Genomic DNA, 19,693 nt, shown 5'->3' with positions numbered 1-19,693 from the left:
CAAACCTTACTTCTGTGCGAGCACTTCATTACTTGTTAGCTAGCGAATCGAAATCCGCCGCACCCAGTATTAAGCGCCCACACTTATCGGCTGTTTGCTTGTTAAAGAACTTCGCGATCAACTTTGTTCACCGCGTCGCTGCGTTGTCTGCAGCAGAGAAACGAGATTATGCAGAGCTTTTTCGTCGCTGTCAACAACTCGTCGAAGAATTTTTATCATCAACTCGCCGCCAACTACTCCTGAATTTCCAGCCAATCACCAACCACTCAATCGACCGCAAACCCGCTCCACCACTACTTCTCCACCGCCTCAACCACCCCGCCGTCGCTTTCGTTTCGGCGCTGTCGTTTGTAGCGAGGGGCGAATACTAATGTGCGGATGCGCGACTGGCAAGCTTTTTGTGAGCTGCTCGCAAAAAAAACTCGTTGAGCACCCGCCTACTGCGCGATGAGGCCCTGTTACGGCGAGGTTGGAGCGGTGCTGCACGCCTCGCCCGGCCTGCCAGCGACAGGGATGCAGGCCATTGGTCCCGGAACGCCCTTCTTACTTATAGAGAAGCCATTGGCATCAATGCTTGATCGGCGCCTTGCATAGCCCCTGGTTGTAGAGAATCGCCTTGCTGGTCGATGCGTAGTTGTCAGCGTCGCACGGCGGCAGGAACAGTGATGCGTCCTTCTGAGCTTTGACGGCAATCGTCTCGGACAGCACGGCTAGGCATTGGGCGTTGTCACCACGATGGTATTCAGTTACGGCAAGATCACTGCGGGCCTTGTCGCGCTCAATCCAGTCCATGAAGAGATCGCACTCGGAAAGCAGCGAACGCAGCGTTGTGCGTGCTGCGTCGTAGTCCTTGGCGGCATATTGCTTGTGGGCCTGGCCGATGCGGGCTTGTCGCTGGCGGTCGGTGCAGGCGGCGGGCGCGCGGCGGTAGTCGCCATCAAACATGGCGCGCATGCCGCAGAAACCTCGGCAGGCCTCGGCGGTGGCGGAGGAATCCAGCTTGAGCGCATCCTTATTACCTGACACGGCGATGCGGCACGTGCTTTCATCCTTGTCGACGCCAACGCGGCCACGGAATGTGCCTTCGATCGCGCACGTGTGGCAGTTGCCGCCAATCGTCGTGATGTTGAAGCTGCTGCCCTTGACCGTCATCGTGCCGCTCGCGCTGCCGCCCAGGATGTAGACATACTCGCCCGACTCGACGGCCGGGCCGGCCGCCATGGCCCATGCGCTGGCCAACAAGCCTGCGATCATCAATGTGTGCCGCATCCACATTCCACGTGTCATCTGTTCATTCCTGATTCATGGAGGCGGGATGCCTCCTGCAAGCGCGCCATTCTGACGGCTGGGTATATATCGACACGCCGCCGTCCTGACGGACGGCGCCGTAGCGCAATCAGATGTGAAACAGCGCCAGCACGGCCACGACACCGCCGACAGCGCCTACCCCGTACGAAAGCACCTGCATCCAGCGCCGGCGGGAAAGCAGCGTAATGGCTGCCAGGGCGATCGACACCTGGATGGCGGCCACGGCTTGCGCCCACCGGTGGTGATGGTGCACGGCAAGCTCACTGGCATCGTCGGCCTCTTTGGCCAGGCGCTCCTGGTCTTCAGCCTGACGGCGAATGTCTTCCTTCTCGGCGGCGTAGCGCTGGGCTTCGCGCTTGGCGGCGGCCTGATCGGTGCCGGGCAACTGGGCGGTCAGCTCGGCAATGGCTTGCTTCTGACCTTTGGCTTGGTAGTACGCCCAGCGGTTGGCTGCCTCGGTCTTGTGGATGGCGGCTTCATTCTTGGCAAGTAGCGCCGCGTTTTGCGTGGCACCGCCTTGGTAACCGAAGATGGCGCCGGCCGTCGAAAGAATCGCCGTCATGACGGCGATACGCCCGGCAAAGCTGTCGGCGTGGCCGCTTTCTGCTGCGTGCTCGAGCGCGTGATCATGCGCGCCGTGCACGTGAAATCCTTCTGACATGGTTGCTCCCCTTCTAGTCTTATATCCTCGATCGCCCTTCAGGCGCGGGCCTCACAATGCATGGCCTTGCGCGGAAAGGCAACGCCTTGCGGCGCACATCCAACGTGCAGATGCAGCTTGCTGACGCTGTCACACAATGGGCACGCGAGCAGCAATAGCAAATCATTTATACGCAGAAGAATTGCACCGTTGAATACGTGAAACCGGTCCGTATAATCGCGCTGCAATGCGAACCCGAGCCAATATTCGGCTCGGCAATTGCATTGTTAATAAAACAAAACAATACTGCGAGTCACACCCATGGATGCGTCCCAAAAGCCTTTGGCGCCATTGCCCGAAGAGGAACACCACCCCGCCATCGTCCGCGTGGCCGACGCGACGATCCGCGATGCCAATGCGCTGCTGCATGCCAACGGCGGCCTGAAGTTCGGCCGGGGTATGATCGGCACCATCCTGGCGTTGGTGCTGGGCTTTCTGTGCTTGCTGGGCGTGTTGGCGTTTCACTTTCCGCAATATCTGACAACACCCGAATTACGGCGTGCGTATTCGGTGGACGTAATTCGGCAGATTCTGTTTGTCTCTCTGTTGATCTCAGGCGGGTTATCGCTGGCGAATATCGTGCTGGATAACCGCCGTCGCCTGAACGGCCTGGCATTCCTGTTTGTGGTGATTGCCGTTGCGCTGGGCGGCTCGCGCGTGCCGGTGGGTGATTTTCCGGATCACACGCCGTACATCGGCATGGACTGGTTCATTCTCGACCTGCTCGGCTCGACGGCGATCTTTGTGCTGCTTGAGAAGCTATTCCCGCTCTACAAGAAGCAGCCGGTGTTCCGCGCCGAATGGCAGACCGATATGGTGCACTTTGCGGTGAATCACTTCATCGTGGGGCTGGTGCTGCTGGTGGTGAACTTCCTGATCCACCGCGTGTTCGGGTGGATGGTGCATGCGGACTTCCAGCAAATGGTGCAGCACATCTGGTTCATTCCGCAGTTGCTGCTGTGCATGCTGGTGGCAGACCTGATGGAGTACGTCACGCACCGCGCATATCACGAGGTGCCGTTCCTCTGGCGCTTCCATGCGGTGCATCACAGCGTGAAGACAATGGATTGGCTGGCCGGCTCGCGTCAGCACATTCTTGAACTGGTCGTCACCCGGGTGGCAGTGCTAGGGCCGCTGTTCGTGCTGGGTTTCGACAAGGCCGTGGTCGATGTCTACATCATCATCGTGGGCTTCCAGGCGGTGTTCAATCACGCCAATGTGCATTTGCCGTGGGGGCCGTTGAAGTACATCTTCGTGACGCCGGATTTCCATCATTGGCATCACTCGTCGGAAGACGAAGCGATCGACAAGAACTACGCCGCGCACTTCGCCTTCATCGACTACCTGTTCGGTACCGCAGTGAAATCGAAGAAGGCCTTCCCGGAGAAGTACGGCGTAGTGGGTGATTACATGCCCGACGGCTTCGTCAACCAGCAGCGCTTTCCGTTCCGCCGTCAGCAGAACTGAGTCGAAGGTTTTTCATCATGCCGCTCACCGCCGCTGCTCAGCACCTCATTGCCCGCCTCGGTCTCGAACCGCACCCGGAAGGCGGCTTCTATCGCGAAACCTATCGCAGTGAGGAACGCATCCAGCGAGGCATCCCGCCCGTCGAACGTGCGGCTGCCACCGCCATCTATTACCTCTTGGCGGATGATGCATATTCCGCCTGGCATCGGATCCAGTCGGACGAGTTGTGGCACTTCCATGCGGGGGACTCACTCAATGTGCATGTGTTGGAGAACGACGGTACGGTGAGCACGCATCGTCTGGGCCATGCGGCCCACGACGCGATGGCGGTGTACCAGGCGGTGGTTCCGGCGGGCTGCTGGTTTGCGGCCGAGCGCGTGCCGGGTGAACATGGCTATGCGCTGGTCGGCTGCACCGTTGCGCCGGGGTTCGAGTTCAGCGAGTTCGAACTGGCCGACGATGGCGCGCTGCTGGCAAAGTACTCGGCACATGGCGATCTCATCCGAAGGTTGCTGCCCAAGCCTGCGGTAGGTTAGTCAGCACCACACCACGCTTTCATAGCCGACCGTGCGGCGGTAGACGTTTACACCCCGCCACGTGCTGTACTCCATGTACGCGCATGTCAGGACGACGATCCAGTTGGCTGCTGTGGTGGCTGTGGTGGACATATTCCCTCCCTCTCTGCCTGCCCGATAGCTGTCTTATCGGCACGTTTTCAGTCTATGAGAGGGGGCCCCCAAACCATTGCACGAGCAATGACGCTTCTCGGCCCTTATTTCCGGATCTCGTCTCCGTATGGGCATCGCGCGTCGCAAACGCCCGTTGGGCGCAGCTCTAATGCATCTTGGAGCGCACAGCATGACGGCGCCGGCTAGTCTTCACCGGTCCGTCGATCTACGCTTGTGAGACGCGCTGTGGCGTGACGCACGCTCCCCATCCACATCACACAGACGCCTTCGGAAGAACATCATGGCTACCATCGGATTCATCGGTCTTGGCATCATGGGCGCTCACATGGCGCGCAACCTGCTCAAGGGCGACCACACACTGATCGTCAGCGGCAAGCATTCTGTGCCGGAAGATCTGCGGTCGCGCACCACGGTTGTCGCCAGCTCAACGGCGGTGGCGCAAGCCGCGGACATCGTCATCGCCATGGTGCCGGACACGCCGGACGTAGCCGATGTGCTGTTTGGCGAAGAGGGTGTTGCGCAGGGCTTGGCTGCAGGCAAGCTCTTCATCGACATGAGTTCGATCTCGCCGATTGAAACGCAGGCCTTTGCCAAGCGCGTCGAGGCGCTGGGCGCGGATTACCTCGATGCGCCCGTTTCAGGCGGTGAAGTCGGCGCGCGCGATGCGACGCTCACGATCATGGTTGGCGGAAAAGAAGCCGCGTTCGAGCGTGCCAGACCGCTGTTCGCCTTGATGGGCAAAAACATCACGCACGTGGGCGACTCCGGTGCTGGGCAAACATGCAAGGTGGCCAACCAGATCATCGTGGCATTGACCATCGAGGCGGTAGGCGAAGCGCTGCTGTTCGCATCCAAGGCAGGGGCCGATCCGGCACGGGTGCGCGAGGCGTTGATGGGGGGCTTTGCCTCCTCGCGCATTCTCGAAGTGCATGGCGAACGCATGATCAAGCGGACGTTTGACCCGGGCTTTCGCATCGAGCTGCACCAGAAGGATCTGAACCTGGCGTTGGAAGGCGCTCGCAAGCTCGGCATCGCCCTGCCGAACACCGCCGCTGCACAGCAGCTTTTCAACGTGTGCGCCGCTAACGGCGGCAAGGCATGGGACCACTCTGCCATGGTTCGCGCACTGGAACTGATGGCGGATCACACCATTGCCTGAAGCAAACGGGGGGGGGCGTGCCCACGCGCGCAACCCACCCGTTTTACGACCGTCGACGGCATCGGCTTACAGCTCAAGTTGTTCGAGCACTTTCCCTTTGGTCTCGATGCCGAGGAAGTAGATGGTGATCGCGGCCAGTATGGGGACCAATGCCAGCAGCAGGAACGCATTGCTGACGTTGCCCGAGCCGATGGTCGAACCGATCAGCATCGGTGAAAAGATGGCGGCAATCTTCAGCCACGCGCCGCCCATGCCGCAACCGATCGCGCGGATGTTGGTCGGATAAAGCTCCGGCGTATAGACATATGCGGTGATGAAGCCGCACGCCATCAACCCCAACGCCAACGAGCACAACCCCGCCACCACATAAAGCGATTGCTCGTGCAGCAGCCCAGCCAGCGCCAGCGACACGCCGCACAGCACGAACGACACCACCATCACCGGCTTGCGGCCCACCTTGTCGACGATCATCGCGCAGACCAACGAGCCGATCACACCCAGCACTGAAGCGACCGCCGCCAAGTTGAGCGCCAGTTGCAGCGGCGCGTGATAGATCGTCTTGTAGACCGTCGGCAACCATGTCGACAGTCCATACTGGATGAAACCGCACGTCGCCCACAGCATGGCCACGACCACGGTGCGCTTGATATACACGGGGCCGAACAGATCGCGCATGCCGCGCTTCGGGTGGCGGTGCGACATCTGCTCGAAGGCCGAGGTATCGCCCAGCGGAGGCAGCGGCTCTTTCGCCTTGGCTTCAAAGCGAGCCTGCGCAGCGTCGGCTTCAGCCATGCGGCCATTGGTGGCCAGCCAGCGCGGGGACTCCGGCACGGCCTTGGGCAGCGTAAAGAACAGAACCAGCGGAATACCACCGAGAAAGTACATCACCTCCCAGCCGAAATGCGGTACCAGCCATGCGCCCAAGGCGTTGGATACCAGCAGCCCAATCGGGAACACCACCTCATAGAGCAGCACGAAGCGCCCGCGTCCGTGCGCACGCGTGACTTCGTTGATGTACGTGGCCGCCACCGGCAGCTCGCCGCCCAATCCGACGCCTTGCACGATACGCAGCGCTGCAAACACGGCAAAACTGGGCGCCACGCCACACAGCAGGCTCATCAAGCCGATGATGCCCGCGCTATAGCCGATCATGCGCACGCGGCCGAATCGCTCGGCGAGCATGGGAAACACCAACGCGCCGATCAATTGGCCGATGCCGGGGGCACCGATCACAAACGCAATCTGCGCCGGCGTCAGATGCCACTGTGCAATCAGCAGCGGCAGCGTGGCCGCGATGACGATCACGTCAAAACCATCGAAGAACGTCGCGAGCCCGATCAACAGACGCGCACGCACATGCATGCCGTTGCTCTTGAGCCGCTCGATGCGGGCAACGATCTTGCCCAGGCTCATCGCGCCCCGCGACGCATCGTGGTCAATTCCGCTATCAATCAAAACACCTGGCTTCATGTGAAGCTCCTTCCGGAGGAAGTTGATGCGCCACCGGGTCGCTGCCCAGCGGCGCGCGTTGGGTCAGGACGTCAGAACGAGTGATGCACCCCGGTGCTGACAACCAACTGGTTGCGCTGCGCTGCCACACCCACGCCGTTGATAGCGGCAGATCGCGCATCGCCGGACGCACGCTGATACGTGCCTTGTACATACACCTGCGTGCGCTTGGAAAACGCATACACGTTGCCCAGGCTGAACTGGTTCCAACGCGCCCCCTCGTACTTGCTGAAGATATAGCCCACGTTGAGCGTGTTGGCGGCGCTGTAATGCCATGCAGTGCCCAGGTCGACGTTCTGTGCCCGGGCGTTGGCGCCGCCCAGGGTGATGCGCGTTTGCGTATAGACCGCGTTGATCTGGACCGGCAGGCCGCTAAACTGATACAGCGCGCCGGTACCGAACGACTTGACCGAACTCATCGGCGTCATCACGCCCGGCACCAGCGTCGTGCCCAGCGTGTTGGTGATCCCCAGGCGACCAGCAATATCCAGCGCGCGATCATTGGACGCGGTATAGGCCGCGGCGGCTCGGAAACCGCAATTGGTGTAGTACGCCCCGAGGCTGTAACTGCGGCTCTTCGACGGCGAACCCGGCACCTCGCCAAAACCGTACATGCCGCCCAGCTGCAGCCCGCCGAAGATGGGCGAGACGTAACGCAAAGCGTTGTCGATCTGGAACTGGTTGGCTAGGTTATCGAAGTTGCCGGGGTGGAACAGGTAGAAGTTGGTGAGCTGGAAACCGTTGCTCAGGCGGCCGAGGTAATCGAACATGAAGTCCGCCTGATGGCCAAGCTGGATGTTGCCCAGGCGGTCGTTCGTCAGGCCGACCCACGCCGTGCGGTTGAACAGCTTGCCCGCAACCACGCTGCTGCCGGTGTCGCCCAGAAACCCCGATTCCAACTGGAAGATGGCCTGCGTACCGCCGCCGAGATCTTCCGAGCCGCGCAGGCCGAAACGGTCCGGCTGCATCGTGCCGGGGTCCATGCGCAGCGCCGAGCCGCTAGACGCGCCGCTCTTCAGGCTGTTGATGTAGGCCACGCCTTCATCAATGCTGCCGTACAGCGTCACGTTGCTCTGGGCCGCCGCCGTGCCGGCCAGGCTCATCGCCGCAAGGGCGAACAAAGTTGTCTTCATTTGCAGTTTCCTCCACTGGACAAGGTGTCCGCCCCGCCAGTTGTTATCGCCGTCTTGGTGGACGAGCTGGTTGTGGCTCTTGCTTTGTTTCGTATGCGAAACGTCGTTTAAAAGAAAAACACGGCGCAAAAAAAAGACGGCGCGGCTGGTCAGGCCGGCGCCTAAACCATCTTGCGCTTACAGATCGATCACTAGGCGCTTGCCCTTACAGCCGGATACGCAAACCATCATCGTCTGGTTGGATGCACGCTCGCTCTTGGAAAGCACGCTGTCACGGTGGTCGGGCTCGCCTTCGAGCACGCGCGTTTCGCACGAGCCGCACACGCCTTCCTTGCAGCTGTGTTCCACCTCGACGCCAATCTCCAACAGCGCGTCGAGCAGCGACTTGCCCGCCGGTACACACAACTCGGCACCGTTGCGCGCGAGCTTGACTTGGTATTCGCCCTCCTGCACCGATTCCACACCGGGGTCGGCCGCAAAGCGTTCGATATGGACGTTGGTGTAGCCCAGCGCTTCGCAGGCCGCCTCGAATGCCCGCAGCATCGGGCCAGGGCCGCAGCAATAGAAATGCGTATCGGCCGGATGCCCTGCAAGCAGCGCTTTCAGATCGGGCGGGCCGCCTGCTTCAGCATCCAAGTGGAAGCGCACCGCATCGCCATGCGCGGCAAGCTCATCGGCAAAGGCCGCTTCGGCACGCGAGCGGGCGCAGTACAGCATCGAGAACGTCTTGCCTTGCTCGGCCAGGCGACGCGCCATGCAGACGATGGGCGTTACGCCGATGCCACCTGCAACCAGCACGGTGCGCGGCGCGGTTTCGTCCAGCTCGAAGTGATTGCGTGGGCCGCCGATCTTGAGCGTCGAACCGACGCGTAACTGCTCGTGCACATAGCGCGAGCCGCCGCGACTGTTGCGGTCGAGCAGCACGCCGACTACGTAACGGTCACGCACCTCTGGCGCGCCGCATAACGAATAACTGCGCACCAGCCCGTTGCCGAGATGCAGTTCGATATGCGCGCCCGGTGCGTACTCGGGCAAAGGCTTGCCGTCGACATCGCGCAGCTCCACGCTCACGATGCCTTGGGCTTCGTAGCGCATGGCATGCACGCGCAGGTTGAGGGGGGAATTCATAGCACGTCTCTCTGCAACGTTTCAGCGCTTTTCCGTCAGGAACTTGCCTTCGGGGCCGGCGACGTTCTTCTGCCGGCGTGTGTTGCCGTCAATGCCGCCGTCGATGGCCCATTCGGCGAACACGGTCGGGCCGGGCTCGAAATCGCGCGGCTGCCAGTCGGCGTCGAGCTGGTCTTCATCGGCGTAGTACTCGATCAGGCCGCCCGCCGGGTTTTTGAAGTACCAGAAGTACGCCGACGAAATCGGGTGACGGCCCGGGCCCAGCTGCGTATCCCACCCACAGCGCGACACATGCATGCCGCCACCGAACACTTCATGGATGTCGCGCACGGTGAAAGCCACGTGGTTGAGCCCGCTCTTTGCCTGCGGCGTCTGCAGCAGGAACAGGTCGTGATGGCCGCCTTCGGGCTCGCAGCGCAGGAACGCCCCGCGACCCGGGTAGTGGTCGGACGGCACAAAGCCGAGCTTGTCGACATAGAAGCGCTCCGTGGCCACCACGTCCTTGACGAAGAAGACCACGTGGCCGACTTCGATGGGCGTAGCACGCTCGTAGATCGGGCTCGGTTGGTTGCGGCGCGGTTTGTCCGTCCACGTGTTCATGGCAGCGCATTGCACGTCGACATCGCGCTTGGTGGTCAGTTGCACACGCACTGCCAAGCCGTTCGGGTCGGTGCAACCAACGCGGCCGTCGGCATGCACATAGCCGGGCTGGTCAGCCAGCGTGTCGACGAGGCGATCGAGCACAGCCTGCGAATCGGTGCCCCAGATCACCTCGCGCAGCGTCGGGCCGGCTTCCATGGCCGGCGGCAGCGTGGCATCGTCGCTGCGCTTGACGCGCACTCGGCAGCCGTTGAGCGTTTCGAACAGCAGGCCGCTGGCGTCTTCCGATTGCAGGGCGAGGCCCCAATCCAGGAAGAACTGCTTGCAGGCACCGAGGTCGTCGGCACCGTAGACAATTTCGTCGATGCCTCGAATCGTGTTCATCTTCATCTCCTGTGGTCCAGGCGGTTGCTTCGGCTTCAGTTGGCGTTGGCCCAGGCCAGCGGTTGTTCGTTCAAGCCCCAGTAGAGGCTCTTTTGCTCCATGTATTGCAGGATGCCGAGACGGCCCTTCTCGCGGCCTAGGCCGCTGTCGCGCCAGCCGCCAAACGGCGTCGAGATCGAGAACTGCTTGTATGTGTTGATCCACACGTTGCCGGCCTGCACCGCGCGGCCGACGCGCCATGCGCGCTTGTAGTCGCGCGTCCAGATGCCGGCGGCCAGTGCGTACACGCTGTCGTTGGCTTGTTCGATCAGTTCGTCTTCATCGTCGAACGGCATGGCAACGAGCACGGGGCCGAAGATCTCTTCCTGGCAAATGCGTGCGCTGTTGGTGAGGCCTTCGATGATGGTCGGCGTATAGAAGTAGCCCGACTCGCAGCCGGCGATTGCCGGGCGCAAACCGCCTGTGCGCAGGTGGCCACCGTCTTCCACGCCCATCGCGACGTACGACTCAATCGTCTCGCGGTGGCGATCGGTGATCAGCGGGCCCATCTGCGTGGATTCATCGGCCGGATTGCCGACGCGCAGCCGTGCTGCGGCAGCGGCCAGGCGATCCATGAACGGCTCGTACAAGGAACGCGCCACAAACAAGCGCGACCCTGCGATGCACGACTCGCCCGACGAGCTGAAGATGCCGTACAGCACCCCGTTGACCGCGTGGTCGAGGTCGGCATCCTCAAACACCATCGTCGGCGACTTTCCGCCGAGTTCGAGCGACACCGGCATCATCTTGTCGGCGGCAATGTGCGCGATATGGCGGCCGGTGTTCGTGCCGCCCGTGAACGACACGCGACGCACCAGCGGATGCTTCGTGATCGCATCGCCAATGACAGAGCCCTTGCCCGGCAGCACGCTGATCATGCCCTTGGGCACGCCCGCCTCTTCGCAAATGGCGGCAAGTTCCAGCGCCATCAGCGGCGTGACTTCGGCCGGCTTGACGACGACGGCGTTACCTGCGGCCAGCGCGGGCGCCATCTTTTGCGCTTCGCTGGCAATTGGCGAATTCCATGGCGTGATAGCCGCCACCACGCCCATGGGCTCATGCACGCTCATCGTCAGGCAATCACCACGCGCAGGCGTGAGCGACTCTTCCAGCGTCTCGCATGCGGCACCGAAGAACTGGAACGTGGCCGCAGCGCTTGCCACCAGGGCGCGCGTTTCGTTGATCGGCTTGCCATTGTCCAGGCGCTGGCGTTGGGCCAGCGCCTCGCTGCGCGAGCGGATCAGCTCGGCCACGCGATACAGAACGGCGGCGCGCTCGTGCGGTTTGCGCTGCGCCCAGCCGCTGGAAAGGAAGGCGCGGTAGGCGCCCGCCACGGCCTCTTCCACATCGGCGACGCTGGCGGCATTGAGTTCTGCAACGACTTCACCCGTGGCCGGGTAGCGCGTGGCATAGCGCTCGCCCGTGCCGAGGCGCCAATCGCCGGCAATGCAGATGGGCAACACGGACGTTGCGGTTGCGTTCGGGTTGGAAACAGTCATGGCGCAATGGCCTCGCTCAAATCGAAACGGCGTGCGCGCGGTTGCCCAGCGCACGCACCACGCTGAACACCGTCAGCGCAGAAGTCTTGGGATTGGCCGCAAGCGGCTTGCCGCGCATCGTCAGCTCGAAGCCGCCAAAGGCACCGCGCGCTTCGACGTGATGGATGTTCTCGTCCACCGTTGGATCGGCCAGCAGCTTGACGTGCGTGTGCTCAAGCCCGAGGCCCGCCAGCGACAGCGTGGCCGCCACGTTGGCGTTTTTCGGGAACAGACGCGCAGCTTCACGGGCGTTGCCTTCGAAGATCACGGTCGGCTCGCGCAGCGCATCGAGGTCGAACTGCTGCTCGGCCGGCGTGTCCTTCCAGGCACGCGGCGGTTTGCGGCCGGTGTAGATCACGGCATCCAGCCCCCCGACACGCGCAGCGGCCAGTGCATCGATGGCGCCAATGGCGCCCGACAGCAACTGCACTTGCGCGTTGCCACGCCGGGCCGCTGCCTCGAGCCGTTCGGCTACACCAGGTTCGGACAACGCACCCACCGATACCACCAGGCAATCAATGCCCTGCTCCAACGCCGGCAACACATGCTCTTCAAGCGCATCATGGCCAGCGCATTCGACGAGCAGATCAGGATGCGCGTCGGCCGACAGATGCGTCGTGACGCGCGCATTCGGTGCGAACGGGGCGATGGCCTCGCGCGCCTTGTCCATCGCGTGCTCGGGCACGATCACGGCGTCAAAGCACACATCCGGATCGCTCTTGAGCAGTTCCAGCACGCCCCGCCCGATCGCTCCGCACCCGACCATCGATACATGCAGCATGTCCGGCTCCTTCAATTGGCTCGGTTGCAGGTTCACGCCACCACCGTCGTGCGCTCGGCTGCGCGCTCGCCCTGGCCGTCCTTGGCCTGCTGGTTGACCGGCGGGCCTGCAAAGATCGTCTTGAAGCTGCCGATGGAAAGCATGTCGATCTCCATCAGGAACGGGCCTTCGCCGCTGGTGGCTTCTTTCAGCGCGCTGCTCACGTCTGCCAGATCCGAGACGCGGCGATGACGCAGTTGCAGCGACTGCGCGAGCGCCGTGTAGTCCGGCGTGTGCAGATCCACGTAATGGCGGCGGCCGCCGTACTGCGCGTCCTGAATGTTCTTGATGACGCCGTAGCCCTTGTCGTTCATCAGCACGATGACGAGGTTGGCGCGCTCCTGCACCGCAGTCGCCAATTCACCAAGGTTCAGGATGAAGCCGCCATCGCCGGCCAGGCAGAACGTGGTCTTGCCCGAGCCGGTGGCGGCCGAGCCGATGGCCGCGCCAATGCCCATCGCCAAACCTTGTCCGATGCCACCACCCAGCGCATGGACGCCAGCACGCGAATCAAAAATACGCAGCTGACGATTGCCCCACGTGCTGTTCGACACCGTCACGTCGCGCACCCAGTTGAACTCACGACCCACCGCGGCTTGCAACGCATCCACCAGCTTTGCGTACGGGCCGAGGCCATCGATCAGCCCGTGCACCGCCGTCTCGTGGGCGGCGCGCAGGTCGCCGGCGAATGCCGCATCGATTTGCATCTTCTTTTCGAGCCGATCCGCCAGGCCCTCCAGCGCGAGGGCCGAATCGCCGCATACGAAATAGTCGCTGGCGTAGCAACGGCCTTCTGCTGATGCATCTGCATCAATGCGGTACAGCGGGCGCGGCAGTTTCAGTTCGTACTTAAGCGTTTCGTTGCCGCGCAGGCGCGAGCCGACCACGACCATCGCATCGCACGTCTGATAGAACGCTTCGACCGGCTTGTGCAGGTTGAAGGCGCCCAGCGAACGCGGATCATCCTCCGGCACGATGCCGCGGCCCTGCGTGCTGGTGACCACGCCAAAGCCCAGATCCATCAGGCGCTTGACCTGCTTCGCAGCGTGGCGGGCACCACCTCCGAGCCACAGCATCGGACGGCGCGCGCGCGACAGGCGCTCAGCGAGTTCGTCCAGCGCGTGGGCCGACGGCACATGCTGCGGCACCTGCAGCGGGCGCAGATCGTCCGGCATCGGGATCAGCGCGGCTTGAATATCGATGGGGATCTCCACGCTCACCGGGCCAGCCGGTGCAGTCAGCGCGGTCTGCACGGCCAGCTTCATCGTACTGATGGCCGTGTCGGCACTGCGCACGCGGAAGGCCGCCTTGGAAACGGCCTTGAGCATCGTGAGCTGATCCGGCGCTTCGTGGATGTAGGCAAGGCTCTGGTCCAGGTACGGCGTTTCGATCTGGCCCGTGATGTGCAGCAGCGGCGTGCCGGCGGTCAGGGCTTCGACCATTGCGCCCGCCGCGTTGCCGGCCGCGGTGCCGGTGCTGGTTAGGCAGACGCCCAGGCCACCTGTGGTACGGGCATAAGCGTCGGCCATGTTGGCGCCGCCGGCTTCACCGCGCGCCATGACGAAGCGGATATTGCCGCGCTCGCCCATCGCATCGAGGATGGGCATGTTGTGGATCGAGATAACGCCAAAGGCGGCCTTGACCTCGCAAGCCTCCAGGAAGGCTGCAATCGCGTGGCCCACCGTGACCAGCCGTTGTTCCTGTTGTTGTCTATTAAGCATGACGGGAGTGTCCTCCGGAGATATCGATGTGGCTGCCCGTGGTGTACGAAGACAACGGCGAGGCAAGGAACAGAATGGCGCGGGCTGCTTCTTCGGGCAGACCCAGGCGTCCAAGGGGAATATGTTTTTGTGCGGCCAAGCGGCGCGTCCACGCGGCCCAGTCGAGATGGCGATCTTCTTCGGGTCGAGCCTCGAAGCGGCGGCGCCATTGGCCGGACTCCACCAGGCCGATCAGGATGCCGTTGACGCGCACGCCCTTCGGTGCAAATTCGGTTGCCATCGAACGCACAAGATTGAGCACACCCGCACGCGCGGCAGAGGTGGCCACCATGTGCGGCTCGGGCTGCTGCGCGAGCAGCGAATTCACGCAGACGATCGCGCCGTGCGCCGAGCGCTCGAGTTGCGGCATGAAAGCGCGCGTGGGATGAATCACGGAGAAGAACTTGAGATGCAGCTCCTGCGTCCACGCGGCATCGTCGGTATCGGCAAACGTCGAGACACGGCCTTGGCCCGCGTTGTTGACCAGCATGTCGACGGGGCCGAGCGCTTGCTCCACCGCATCGGCAAACGCTGCCATCTGCGCGGCGTCGAGCACGTCGCACGTTGCGGCAAACAGCCTAGCGTTCGGGAAGCGGCTGCGCAGGCCTTGTTCGGCTTGCGCGAGACGTTCGGCATTGCGGCCGCACAGCGCCACGGCGGCGCCGGCTTCCAGCAGCAGTTCAACGGTGGCCAGGCCGATGCCGGAGGAGCCTCCGGTCACAACGGCGGTCTTGCCGGTCAGGTCGATCATCGGCATGGTCATTCCCGGAACAGGTTGACGACCTTGCCGCTGGCGGGCCGGTAGTCCAGCAGGTAAGACAGCTCGCCGGCGGCAGCGCGCACCTTGTCGATCATCAGATCGAGTTGTGCGGGCTCAATGCGCGGCGACGGAATCGTCGTGCCGAGCGCTGCCACCACCTTGCCTGCGCGGTCCAGCACCGGCGCAGCAATCGTCGAGATGTTGGCTTCAAAGAAGCCTTCCTGCAGCACGTAGCCATGTTCGCGGTCGCGCTGGACCATCTCGAACAGTTCTTCCACCGTGCGCGGCGTGTTGGCGGAGAACACCTCCAGCTGCGGCTCCGGATAAAGCTGGCGCAATTCCGCCAGCGACAGGTCAGCCAGCAGCACACGACCCAGCACCGTGGCATGTGCCGGCAGGCGCGTGCCAACATTTACCGAGCTGGTGAACGGCGTGGGAGCAACCGACTTCGCCACATAAACGATAGAGCGGCCATCGCGCACGACGAGGTTGCATGGGTAATGAATGTCATCGCGCAAGCGATCGAGCAGCGGACGGCCCAGCTCGGTCAGTTCCAGCGAGGCGAGATACTCAAAGCCCAGGCGCAGCACCGCCATGCCGAGACGGAAATCGCGACCGCCGTCCACGCGCTCGATGAAGCCCATCACTTCGAGCGTCGTGAGCAGGCGGAATACAGTCGAACGCGGCACCTTCAGCCGGCGTGCCAGCTCCGGCGCCGACAGAACGCGGTCTTTGTGGCTGAATTCGCACAGGAGGCGCAGGCCGCGTTCGAGGCCCGGCACGATGTACTTTTCCTGCACGTCTTCTGAAATGAGGTCGTTGCTCATACGTCTTGGCGCTTAGGCGTTTTGAGATTGGGAGAGAACGGCTTGTTCGATCCAGCCTGCGACAGCATCAGGCGCATCGATATAGGAGGCATGCCCTGCAGACGGTACAAGCGCAAATGGCAGACCGAACGTCTTGGCCAGCGCTTCGCAGCCTTGCGGCGGCGTGATGCCGTCCACATCGCCGCAAGCGACTTGTGCCGGCGTCGATGCGGGGCGCTTGCTCAGATAGGCGCTGATGTCGTCGCCGCTGAGCATCGCCACTGCCTGGCGGTAACCGCCATCGTTGAGGCGCTTCATGTTCCAGCGCACCCAGGCACGCTCTTCATCGGTGGCATTCGGGCGCAACAGGTGCGCGTGGCGCGACTCCGCCATGCCGTCGATGCCGAGCTGGTCCAGCGTTGCAAGACGCTGCGCTTGCACGGCCAGCGACTTGTCTTCCTGCCCCGGCTGGCCGTAGCCCTGTGCAGGGTTCAGAAGCAGCAGGCACTTGGGCTGCATCGCCGTTGGCGCATGGGCCACATATGCCGATGCCATCAACGCCCCCAGCGAGTGGCCGACGATCGCATCCGGCGTCACATGCAGCGCAGCCAGCCATGCCTCCAACCGCACCGCGTAGTCCGCGGCGCGCGGTACAGCCTGTTCGAGCGGCGTGGAATTGCCGTAGCCCGGCGCATCCCATGCCAGCACGCGCATGTTGTGCGAAAGCACCTGCGCGCAAGGCAGCCATGACGCAGCGCTGGAGCTGATGCCGTGCAACAGCACCACCACCGGCCCACGCTCGCCCCATTGCCGATAGCCGATGCGATCACCGCGCACGTTGATCGCAACACTATGTTCGGCAAACCCGTCGCCGAGCGCGGCAAGCGCATCGGCAACACGGAACGGATGGGTAGACATGACAGCCTGCGCGCTCATGGCATCAACGCTTGATCTTGGCGAGCGGGTGCTCGGGCGGATACGTCGGCGTGATCGGCTTCTTGGCGCCGAGCATCACGCACATCAGCGCGTCTTCATCGCCGATGTTGATTTCTTCGCGGTACACGCCGGGCGGCACCGACACGAGGTCGCGATCGGTCAGGATGGTTTCGTAGCGTTCGCCGTCCTTCTCCAGCACCAGCTTGAGCTTGCCGCGAATGACGAAGAACACCTCTTCCACATCGGTGTGCAGGTGCGACGGGCCTTCGTGGCCAGCCGGAATGACCATGGTCGAAAACGTGAAGTGCTCGGCCGGCACCGTGTTGGTGTCAGCCGCCACGCCCGTGCCGCCCGTGCCGAGGTAACGCATTTGCGCACGGCGGTATTTCGGGTCGAAGTCGGCTTGGAACTTGAGGGCGTCCCAGTCATAGCGGCGGGTGGAAAAACGCGCGACCCGGCTGTTCATCCAGTCTTCAAACGACGCGCCTTCCGGGCGGTCCCACGTGCGTTGCACTTGCTGTTGTTCGGAGAGATCGCTCATTGAATACCTCTTCTGAATGGTGTGTGGATGCGTTACTGCATGACAAAACCGCCGTTGACGGCCAGCGTCTGGCCTGTCACGAATCGGGAAAGGTCGGACAGCGCGAACAGCACGGCGCCGCACACGTCGTCGGGCACCTGATCGCGCGAAATGGCGCGCTGGTCGCGGTACAGCGCATGCCGGTGCGCCGGCACGTATTCGGTGGCTTCCACCAGCGTCAGGCCCGGCGCGATGGCGTTGACGGTGATGCCGTCAGCGCCGCATTCACGCGCCAGAGACTTGGTCATGCCGATGACAGCGCTCTTGCTGGCCACATAAGCCAGCAGGTTCGGTGCGCCCCACAGCGGTGTGTCCGACGACAAATTGACGATGGCGCCGCGGCCCGATGCCTTGAGCGCTGGCAGGCAGGCGGTCGTCATCAGCCAGGTGCCCCGCACGTTGACGTTCATCACACGGTCCCAGGTCTCGACGTCGATTGACGATGCGTCGCGCCCGCCCGAGTTCGTGATGGCCGCGTTGTTGACAAGCCCATCGAGCCCACCCAGTGCCTGTGCAGCCGCAGCAGCGCATGCCTGAATGGAAGCCGGATCGCCAAGATCAAGCGCGAAGCCATGCGCATCAAAGCCTGCCGCACGCAGCGCTGCGGCCTCTTCCTGAACGCGCTCGCCAAGAATGTCGGCCAGCGCAACGGCGCCACCCGCTTCGGCGATCGACTTGGCAAAGGCCAGACCGAGACCGCGCGCAGCGCCCGTCACGAGCACCTTGCGGCCAGCCAGCAGCCCGGCAGTTGGATGGCGCTCAGGCATGTTGAGCTTCCGTGGGAACGGGCTTGAGCATGGCGACAGGCGCGTCGGCCAGTTCAGCGGCGGCGCGGCGTGCAAGCACACGGCGGATACGCGTGATGCCGATGTCGTGCTGATACAGCGTTTCGTGATCGCGCGCCTCGGGGGCCATCGATTCGAGCACCACGCGATCCTGTTCCAGCACATCCCAGTGCAGGCCTTCCAGGCGATTGCGATACAGGAAGCGCCACACGTCGCGCTGCCAACCCTGCACGTGGCGCGTGCGCCAGAAGTAGACGATGCAGTGCTCCTCATCCACCGGCGTCACGATGCCGATGATGGTGAACGGGCCGCCTGGGCCGACCTTCGGTTGATACGGAATCGACAGGCGCAGCCACATCGTGCCGGTCTCGCCAAACTCGGTCCAATCGAAGTTCACGCCGCGCTGGCCGGTCTTCTGGAACATGATCCCGTGGTCGGTTTCAACCACTTCCATCACGGCCTTCTTCTCGCCGCTGGCCATCGAGTGCGACACGGCGTGCAGGTAAGCGCCGTGCATCGGGTCCATGACATTGTCGATGGCATAGCGGTAGTTGACGTTCCAATGCGCAAAGCAGAGGAAGTGGCTGTGCTCGTCGCTGGTCAGCTCTTCAGGCAAGCGCAGCGTGCCGACCGCGTCGTCGAACTCGGACGGGGCCTTGTCGCCAAACCACAGGAAGATGGCACCGGCGCGCTCCTGCACCGGGTAGCTGCGCACGCAGGTCTTGCCTTCCATCGGGCAAGCGTCGACAGCCGGCACGCTCGTTACCGTACCCTGGCCGTTCACCTCAACGCCGTGGTACCAGCAAGCCACGTGGTCACCCAGGTTCCAGCCCATCGACAGGCGCGCGCCACGGTGCGGGCAGCGGTCTTCCAGCGCATGCACCTGGCCTGCGGTATCTCGCCACAGCACGATGTTCTGGCTCAGGCGCGTGATGCCCACCGGCGCGTTCTTCACATTCCACGACGCCGCCACCGGATACCAGTAGTTGCGCAGACCGGTGTTGATGCGCGCTTCCTTCTGCGCTTCCTTGTTGCCTTCCATTGCTTGCCTCTTCTGATGGGGTTGAGCCGGGCGCCTCTGCGGGCGATGCGGCGTCGAATCGTGTTGGAGCCGGCTCCGTTCAGGCGCCCAGGCGGCGCATCTCGGCCAAGAACGTGTCTTCCGTCCAGGCCTCTCCGCCAGCGGCATTGCGCGGGCCGCGCTCATTCAGCACAGCCACGATGTCGGCCGGCGTTTGCGCACCGCCCAGGAATGCCGCTTCCAGCGAATCGGCCAATTGGTTCTCATAGGCTGTCGGCTCGGCGGTGCGTGTTTGCCACACCAGATTGGCGACGTGACCGGGGCGCTCGACACGGCCCTTGCCGGCGACGTTGTTCGGAGAAATCGGCTCCCACGGAGCGAGGTCGGGGTTGTATTGCGATTGCATTTCTGTCGACTCCATCACGTTTCACTTGTTTTACCTATGAAACGTCTGTTAATATCTGGAACACAGGTGCAACTATAGACCGCGTCTTCGAAATCGCAGATGCGGGATTACCCTATGGTTTGCGGAAAAATGCGTCGGCGGTGGACGGCGCCTCCGCCGGATCGC

General features: G+C 63.0%; 21 protein-coding genes. 4 read left to right on the top strand and 17 right to left on the bottom strand.

What is annotated here, in order from left to right; all coding sequences use genetic code 11:
* Nucleotides 1–371: hypothetical protein (locus BM136_RS25505; protein ID WP_217649349.1), on the top strand; the 371-nt coding region annotated here is incomplete at its 5' end.
* A 196-nt stretch (nt 372–567) separates the two neighbouring features.
* On the opposite strand, the gene BM136_RS07955 is transcribed toward BM136_RS25505, so the two are convergent.
* Both BM136_RS07955 and BM136_RS07950 read right to left on the bottom strand, forming a co-directional pair.
* Nucleotides 568–1,287: a hypothetical protein gene (locus tag BM136_RS07955; RefSeq protein ID WP_092971322.1), complete on the bottom strand. Its 720-nt coding sequence runs from the start codon at nt 1,285–1,287 to the stop codon at nt 568–570.
* Nucleotides 1,288–1,396: 109 nt separating this feature from the next.
* Nucleotides 1,397–1,969: a DUF4337 domain-containing protein gene (locus BM136_RS07950; RefSeq protein ID WP_092971321.1), complete on the bottom strand. Its 573-nt coding sequence runs from the start codon at nt 1,967–1,969 to the stop codon at nt 1,397–1,399.
* A gap of 300 nt (nt 1,970–2,269) precedes the next feature.
* On the opposite strand from BM136_RS07950, the gene BM136_RS07945 reads away from it, so the two are divergent.
* Nucleotides 2,270–3,475, top strand: coding sequence for a sterol desaturase family protein (locus BM136_RS07945; RefSeq protein ID WP_092971320.1), 1,206 nt, complete (start codon nt 2,270–2,272; stop codon nt 3,473–3,475).
* Nucleotides 3,476–3,492: 17 nt separating this feature from the next.
* Nucleotides 3,493–4,011: a cupin domain-containing protein gene (locus BM136_RS07940; protein ID WP_092971319.1), complete on the top strand. Its 519-nt coding sequence runs from the start codon at nt 3,493–3,495 to the stop codon at nt 4,009–4,011.
* Here the strand turns inward: BM136_RS07940 and BM136_RS25680 are convergent, their stop codons facing one another.
* Nucleotides 4,012–4,143: a hypothetical protein gene (locus BM136_RS25680; protein WP_302848162.1), complete on the bottom strand. Its 132-nt coding sequence runs from the start codon at nt 4,141–4,143 to the stop codon at nt 4,012–4,014.
* A 301-nt stretch (nt 4,144–4,444) separates the two neighbouring features.
* Here BM136_RS25680 and BM136_RS07935 point away from each other — a divergent pair, with 301 nt between their 5' ends.
* On the top strand, nt 4,445–5,323 hold the full coding sequence (locus tag BM136_RS07935) for a 2-hydroxy-3-oxopropionate reductase (protein WP_092971318.1): 879 nt from the start codon (nt 4,445–4,447) through the stop codon (nt 5,321–5,323).
* Between the two features lie 66 nt (nt 5,324–5,389).
* On the opposite strand, the gene BM136_RS07930 is transcribed toward BM136_RS07935, so the two are convergent.
* From BM136_RS07930 to BM136_RS07865, 14 genes are all read right to left on the bottom strand, one after another.
* Nucleotides 5,390–6,793, bottom strand: coding sequence for an MFS transporter (locus BM136_RS07930; protein ID WP_092971317.1), 1,404 nt, complete (start codon nt 6,791–6,793; stop codon nt 5,390–5,392).
* Nucleotides 6,794–6,864: 71 nt separating this feature from the next.
* Nucleotides 6,865–7,965, bottom strand: a complete 1,101-nt coding sequence (locus BM136_RS07925) for a porin (protein WP_092971316.1) — start codon at nt 7,963–7,965, stop codon at nt 6,865–6,867.
* Nucleotides 7,966–8,142: 177 nt separating this feature from the next.
* Nucleotides 8,143–9,093 carry a PDR/VanB family oxidoreductase gene (locus tag BM136_RS07920; protein ID WP_092971315.1) on the bottom strand — a complete coding sequence of 317 codons (951 nt, stop codon included), beginning with the start codon at nt 9,091–9,093 and terminating at the stop codon, nt 8,143–8,145.
* Nucleotides 9,094–9,114: 21 nt separating this feature from the next.
* Nucleotides 9,115–10,077 (bottom strand): VOC family protein, encoded by a 963-nt coding sequence (locus tag BM136_RS07915; RefSeq protein WP_092971314.1) that lies wholly within the window; start codon nt 10,075–10,077, stop codon nt 9,115–9,117.
* 35 nt (nt 10,078–10,112) lie between these two features.
* The gene (locus tag BM136_RS07910) at nt 10,113–11,615 is read right to left on the bottom strand and encodes an aldehyde dehydrogenase (protein WP_092971313.1); all 1,503 of its coding nucleotides are present in this window, start codon (nt 11,613–11,615) and stop codon (nt 10,113–10,115) included.
* A 16-nt stretch (nt 11,616–11,631) separates the two neighbouring features.
* Nucleotides 11,632–12,435 (bottom strand): aspartate dehydrogenase, encoded by an 804-nt coding sequence (locus tag BM136_RS07905; protein ID WP_092971312.1) that lies wholly within the window; start codon nt 12,433–12,435, stop codon nt 11,632–11,634.
* Nucleotides 12,436–12,467: 32 nt separating this feature from the next.
* Entirely contained in the window at nt 12,468–14,195 is a 1,728-nt protein-coding gene (locus tag BM136_RS07900; protein WP_092971311.1) for a thiamine pyrophosphate-binding protein, read from the bottom strand.
* Entirely contained in the window at nt 14,188–14,991 is an 804-nt protein-coding gene (locus BM136_RS07895; protein ID WP_092971310.1) for an SDR family oxidoreductase, read from the bottom strand. The genes BM136_RS07900 and BM136_RS07895 overlap by 8 nt, the downstream gene beginning before the upstream one ends.
* 2 nt (nt 14,992–14,993) lie before the next feature.
* On the bottom strand, nt 14,994–15,821 hold the full coding sequence (locus BM136_RS07890; RefSeq protein WP_092971309.1) for an IclR family transcriptional regulator: 828 nt from the start codon (nt 15,819–15,821) through the stop codon (nt 14,994–14,996).
* A 12-nt stretch (nt 15,822–15,833) separates the two neighbouring features.
* On the bottom strand, nt 15,834–16,736 hold the full coding sequence (locus tag BM136_RS07885) for an alpha/beta fold hydrolase (protein ID WP_092971308.1): 903 nt from the start codon (nt 16,734–16,736) through the stop codon (nt 15,834–15,836).
* A gap of 4 nt (nt 16,737–16,740) precedes the next feature.
* Nucleotides 16,741–17,277 carry a cupin domain-containing protein gene (locus BM136_RS07880; protein ID WP_092971307.1) on the bottom strand — a complete coding sequence of 179 codons (537 nt, stop codon included), beginning with the start codon at nt 17,275–17,277 and terminating at the stop codon, nt 16,741–16,743.
* A gap of 32 nt (nt 17,278–17,309) precedes the next feature.
* On the bottom strand, nt 17,310–18,083 hold the full coding sequence (locus BM136_RS07875) for an SDR family oxidoreductase (RefSeq protein ID WP_092971306.1): 774 nt from the start codon (nt 18,081–18,083) through the stop codon (nt 17,310–17,312).
* Nucleotides 18,076–19,143, bottom strand: a complete 1,068-nt coding sequence (locus tag BM136_RS07870) for an aromatic ring-hydroxylating oxygenase subunit alpha (RefSeq protein ID WP_024979224.1) — start codon at nt 19,141–19,143, stop codon at nt 18,076–18,078. Before BM136_RS07870 ends, BM136_RS07875 begins: the two co-directional genes overlap by 8 nt.
* A 79-nt stretch (nt 19,144–19,222) precedes the next feature.
* On the bottom strand, nt 19,223–19,528 hold the full coding sequence (locus tag BM136_RS07865; protein ID WP_092971372.1) for a recombinase-like helix-turn-helix domain-containing protein: 306 nt from the start codon (nt 19,526–19,528) through the stop codon (nt 19,223–19,225).
* Nucleotides 19,529–19,693: the final 165 nt, after the last annotated feature.

This window comes from Ralstonia sp. NFACC01 (assembly GCF_900115545.1).
Classification (GTDB): Bacteria; Pseudomonadota; Gammaproteobacteria; order Burkholderiales; family Burkholderiaceae; genus Ralstonia; species Ralstonia mojiangensis.
Note: the sequence above shows the minus strand (reverse complement) of the source record. Positions and strands in the feature narration are given on the sequence as shown.

Bases quoted from the DNA above. Each gene is read 5' to 3' on its own strand.
- BM136_RS07955 (WP_092971322.1), bottom strand. From the start codon at position 1,287: ATGACACGTGGAATGTGGATGCGGCACACATTGATGATCGCAGGCTTG.
- BM136_RS07950 (WP_092971321.1), bottom strand. From the start codon at position 1,969: ATGTCAGAAGGATTTCACGTGCACGGCGCGCATGATCACGCGCTCGAG.
- BM136_RS07945 (WP_092971320.1), top strand. From the start codon at position 2,270: ATGGATGCGTCCCAAAAGCCTTTGGCGCCATTGCCCGAAGAGGAACAC.
- BM136_RS07940 (WP_092971319.1), top strand. From the start codon at position 3,493: ATGCCGCTCACCGCCGCTGCTCAGCACCTCATTGCCCGCCTCGGTCTC.
- BM136_RS25680 (WP_302848162.1), bottom strand. From the start codon at position 4,143: ATGTCCACCACAGCCACCACAGCAGCCAACTGGATCGTCGTCCTGACA.
- BM136_RS07935 (WP_092971318.1), top strand. From the start codon at position 4,445: ATGGCTACCATCGGATTCATCGGTCTTGGCATCATGGGCGCTCACATG.
- BM136_RS07930 (WP_092971317.1), bottom strand. From the start codon at position 6,793: ATGAAGCCAGGTGTTTTGATTGATAGCGGAATTGACCACGATGCGTCG.
- BM136_RS07925 (WP_092971316.1), bottom strand. From the start codon at position 7,965: ATGAAGACAACTTTGTTCGCCCTTGCGGCGATGAGCCTGGCCGGCACG.
- BM136_RS07920 (WP_092971315.1), bottom strand. From the start codon at position 9,093: ATGAATTCCCCCCTCAACCTGCGCGTGCATGCCATGCGCTACGAAGCC.
- BM136_RS07915 (WP_092971314.1), bottom strand. From the start codon at position 10,077: ATGAACACGATTCGAGGCATCGACGAAATTGTCTACGGTGCCGACGAC.
- BM136_RS07910 (WP_092971313.1), bottom strand. From the start codon at position 11,615: ATGACTGTTTCCAACCCGAACGCAACCGCAACGTCCGTGTTGCCCATC.
- BM136_RS07905 (WP_092971312.1), bottom strand. From the start codon at position 12,435: ATGCTGCATGTATCGATGGTCGGGTGCGGAGCGATCGGGCGGGGCGTG.
- BM136_RS07900 (WP_092971311.1), bottom strand. From the start codon at position 14,195: ATGCTTAATAGACAACAACAGGAACAACGGCTGGTCACGGTGGGCCAC.
- BM136_RS07895 (WP_092971310.1), bottom strand. From the start codon at position 14,991: ATGCCGATGATCGACCTGACCGGCAAGACCGCCGTTGTGACCGGAGGC.
- BM136_RS07890 (WP_092971309.1), bottom strand. From the start codon at position 15,821: ATGAGCAACGACCTCATTTCAGAAGACGTGCAGGAAAAGTACATCGTG.
- BM136_RS07885 (WP_092971308.1), bottom strand. From the start codon at position 16,736: ATGAGCGCGCAGGCTGTCATGTCTACCCATCCGTTCCGTGTTGCCGAT.
- BM136_RS07880 (WP_092971307.1), bottom strand. From the start codon at position 17,277: ATGAGCGATCTCTCCGAACAACAGCAAGTGCAACGCACGTGGGACCGC.
- BM136_RS07875 (WP_092971306.1), bottom strand. From the start codon at position 18,083: ATGCCTGAGCGCCATCCAACTGCCGGGCTGCTGGCTGGCCGCAAGGTG.
- BM136_RS07870 (WP_024979224.1), bottom strand. From the start codon at position 19,143: ATGGAAGGCAACAAGGAAGCGCAGAAGGAAGCGCGCATCAACACCGGT.
- BM136_RS07865 (WP_092971372.1), bottom strand. From the start codon at position 19,528: ATGCAATCGCAATACAACCCCGACCTCGCTCCGTGGGAGCCGATTTCT.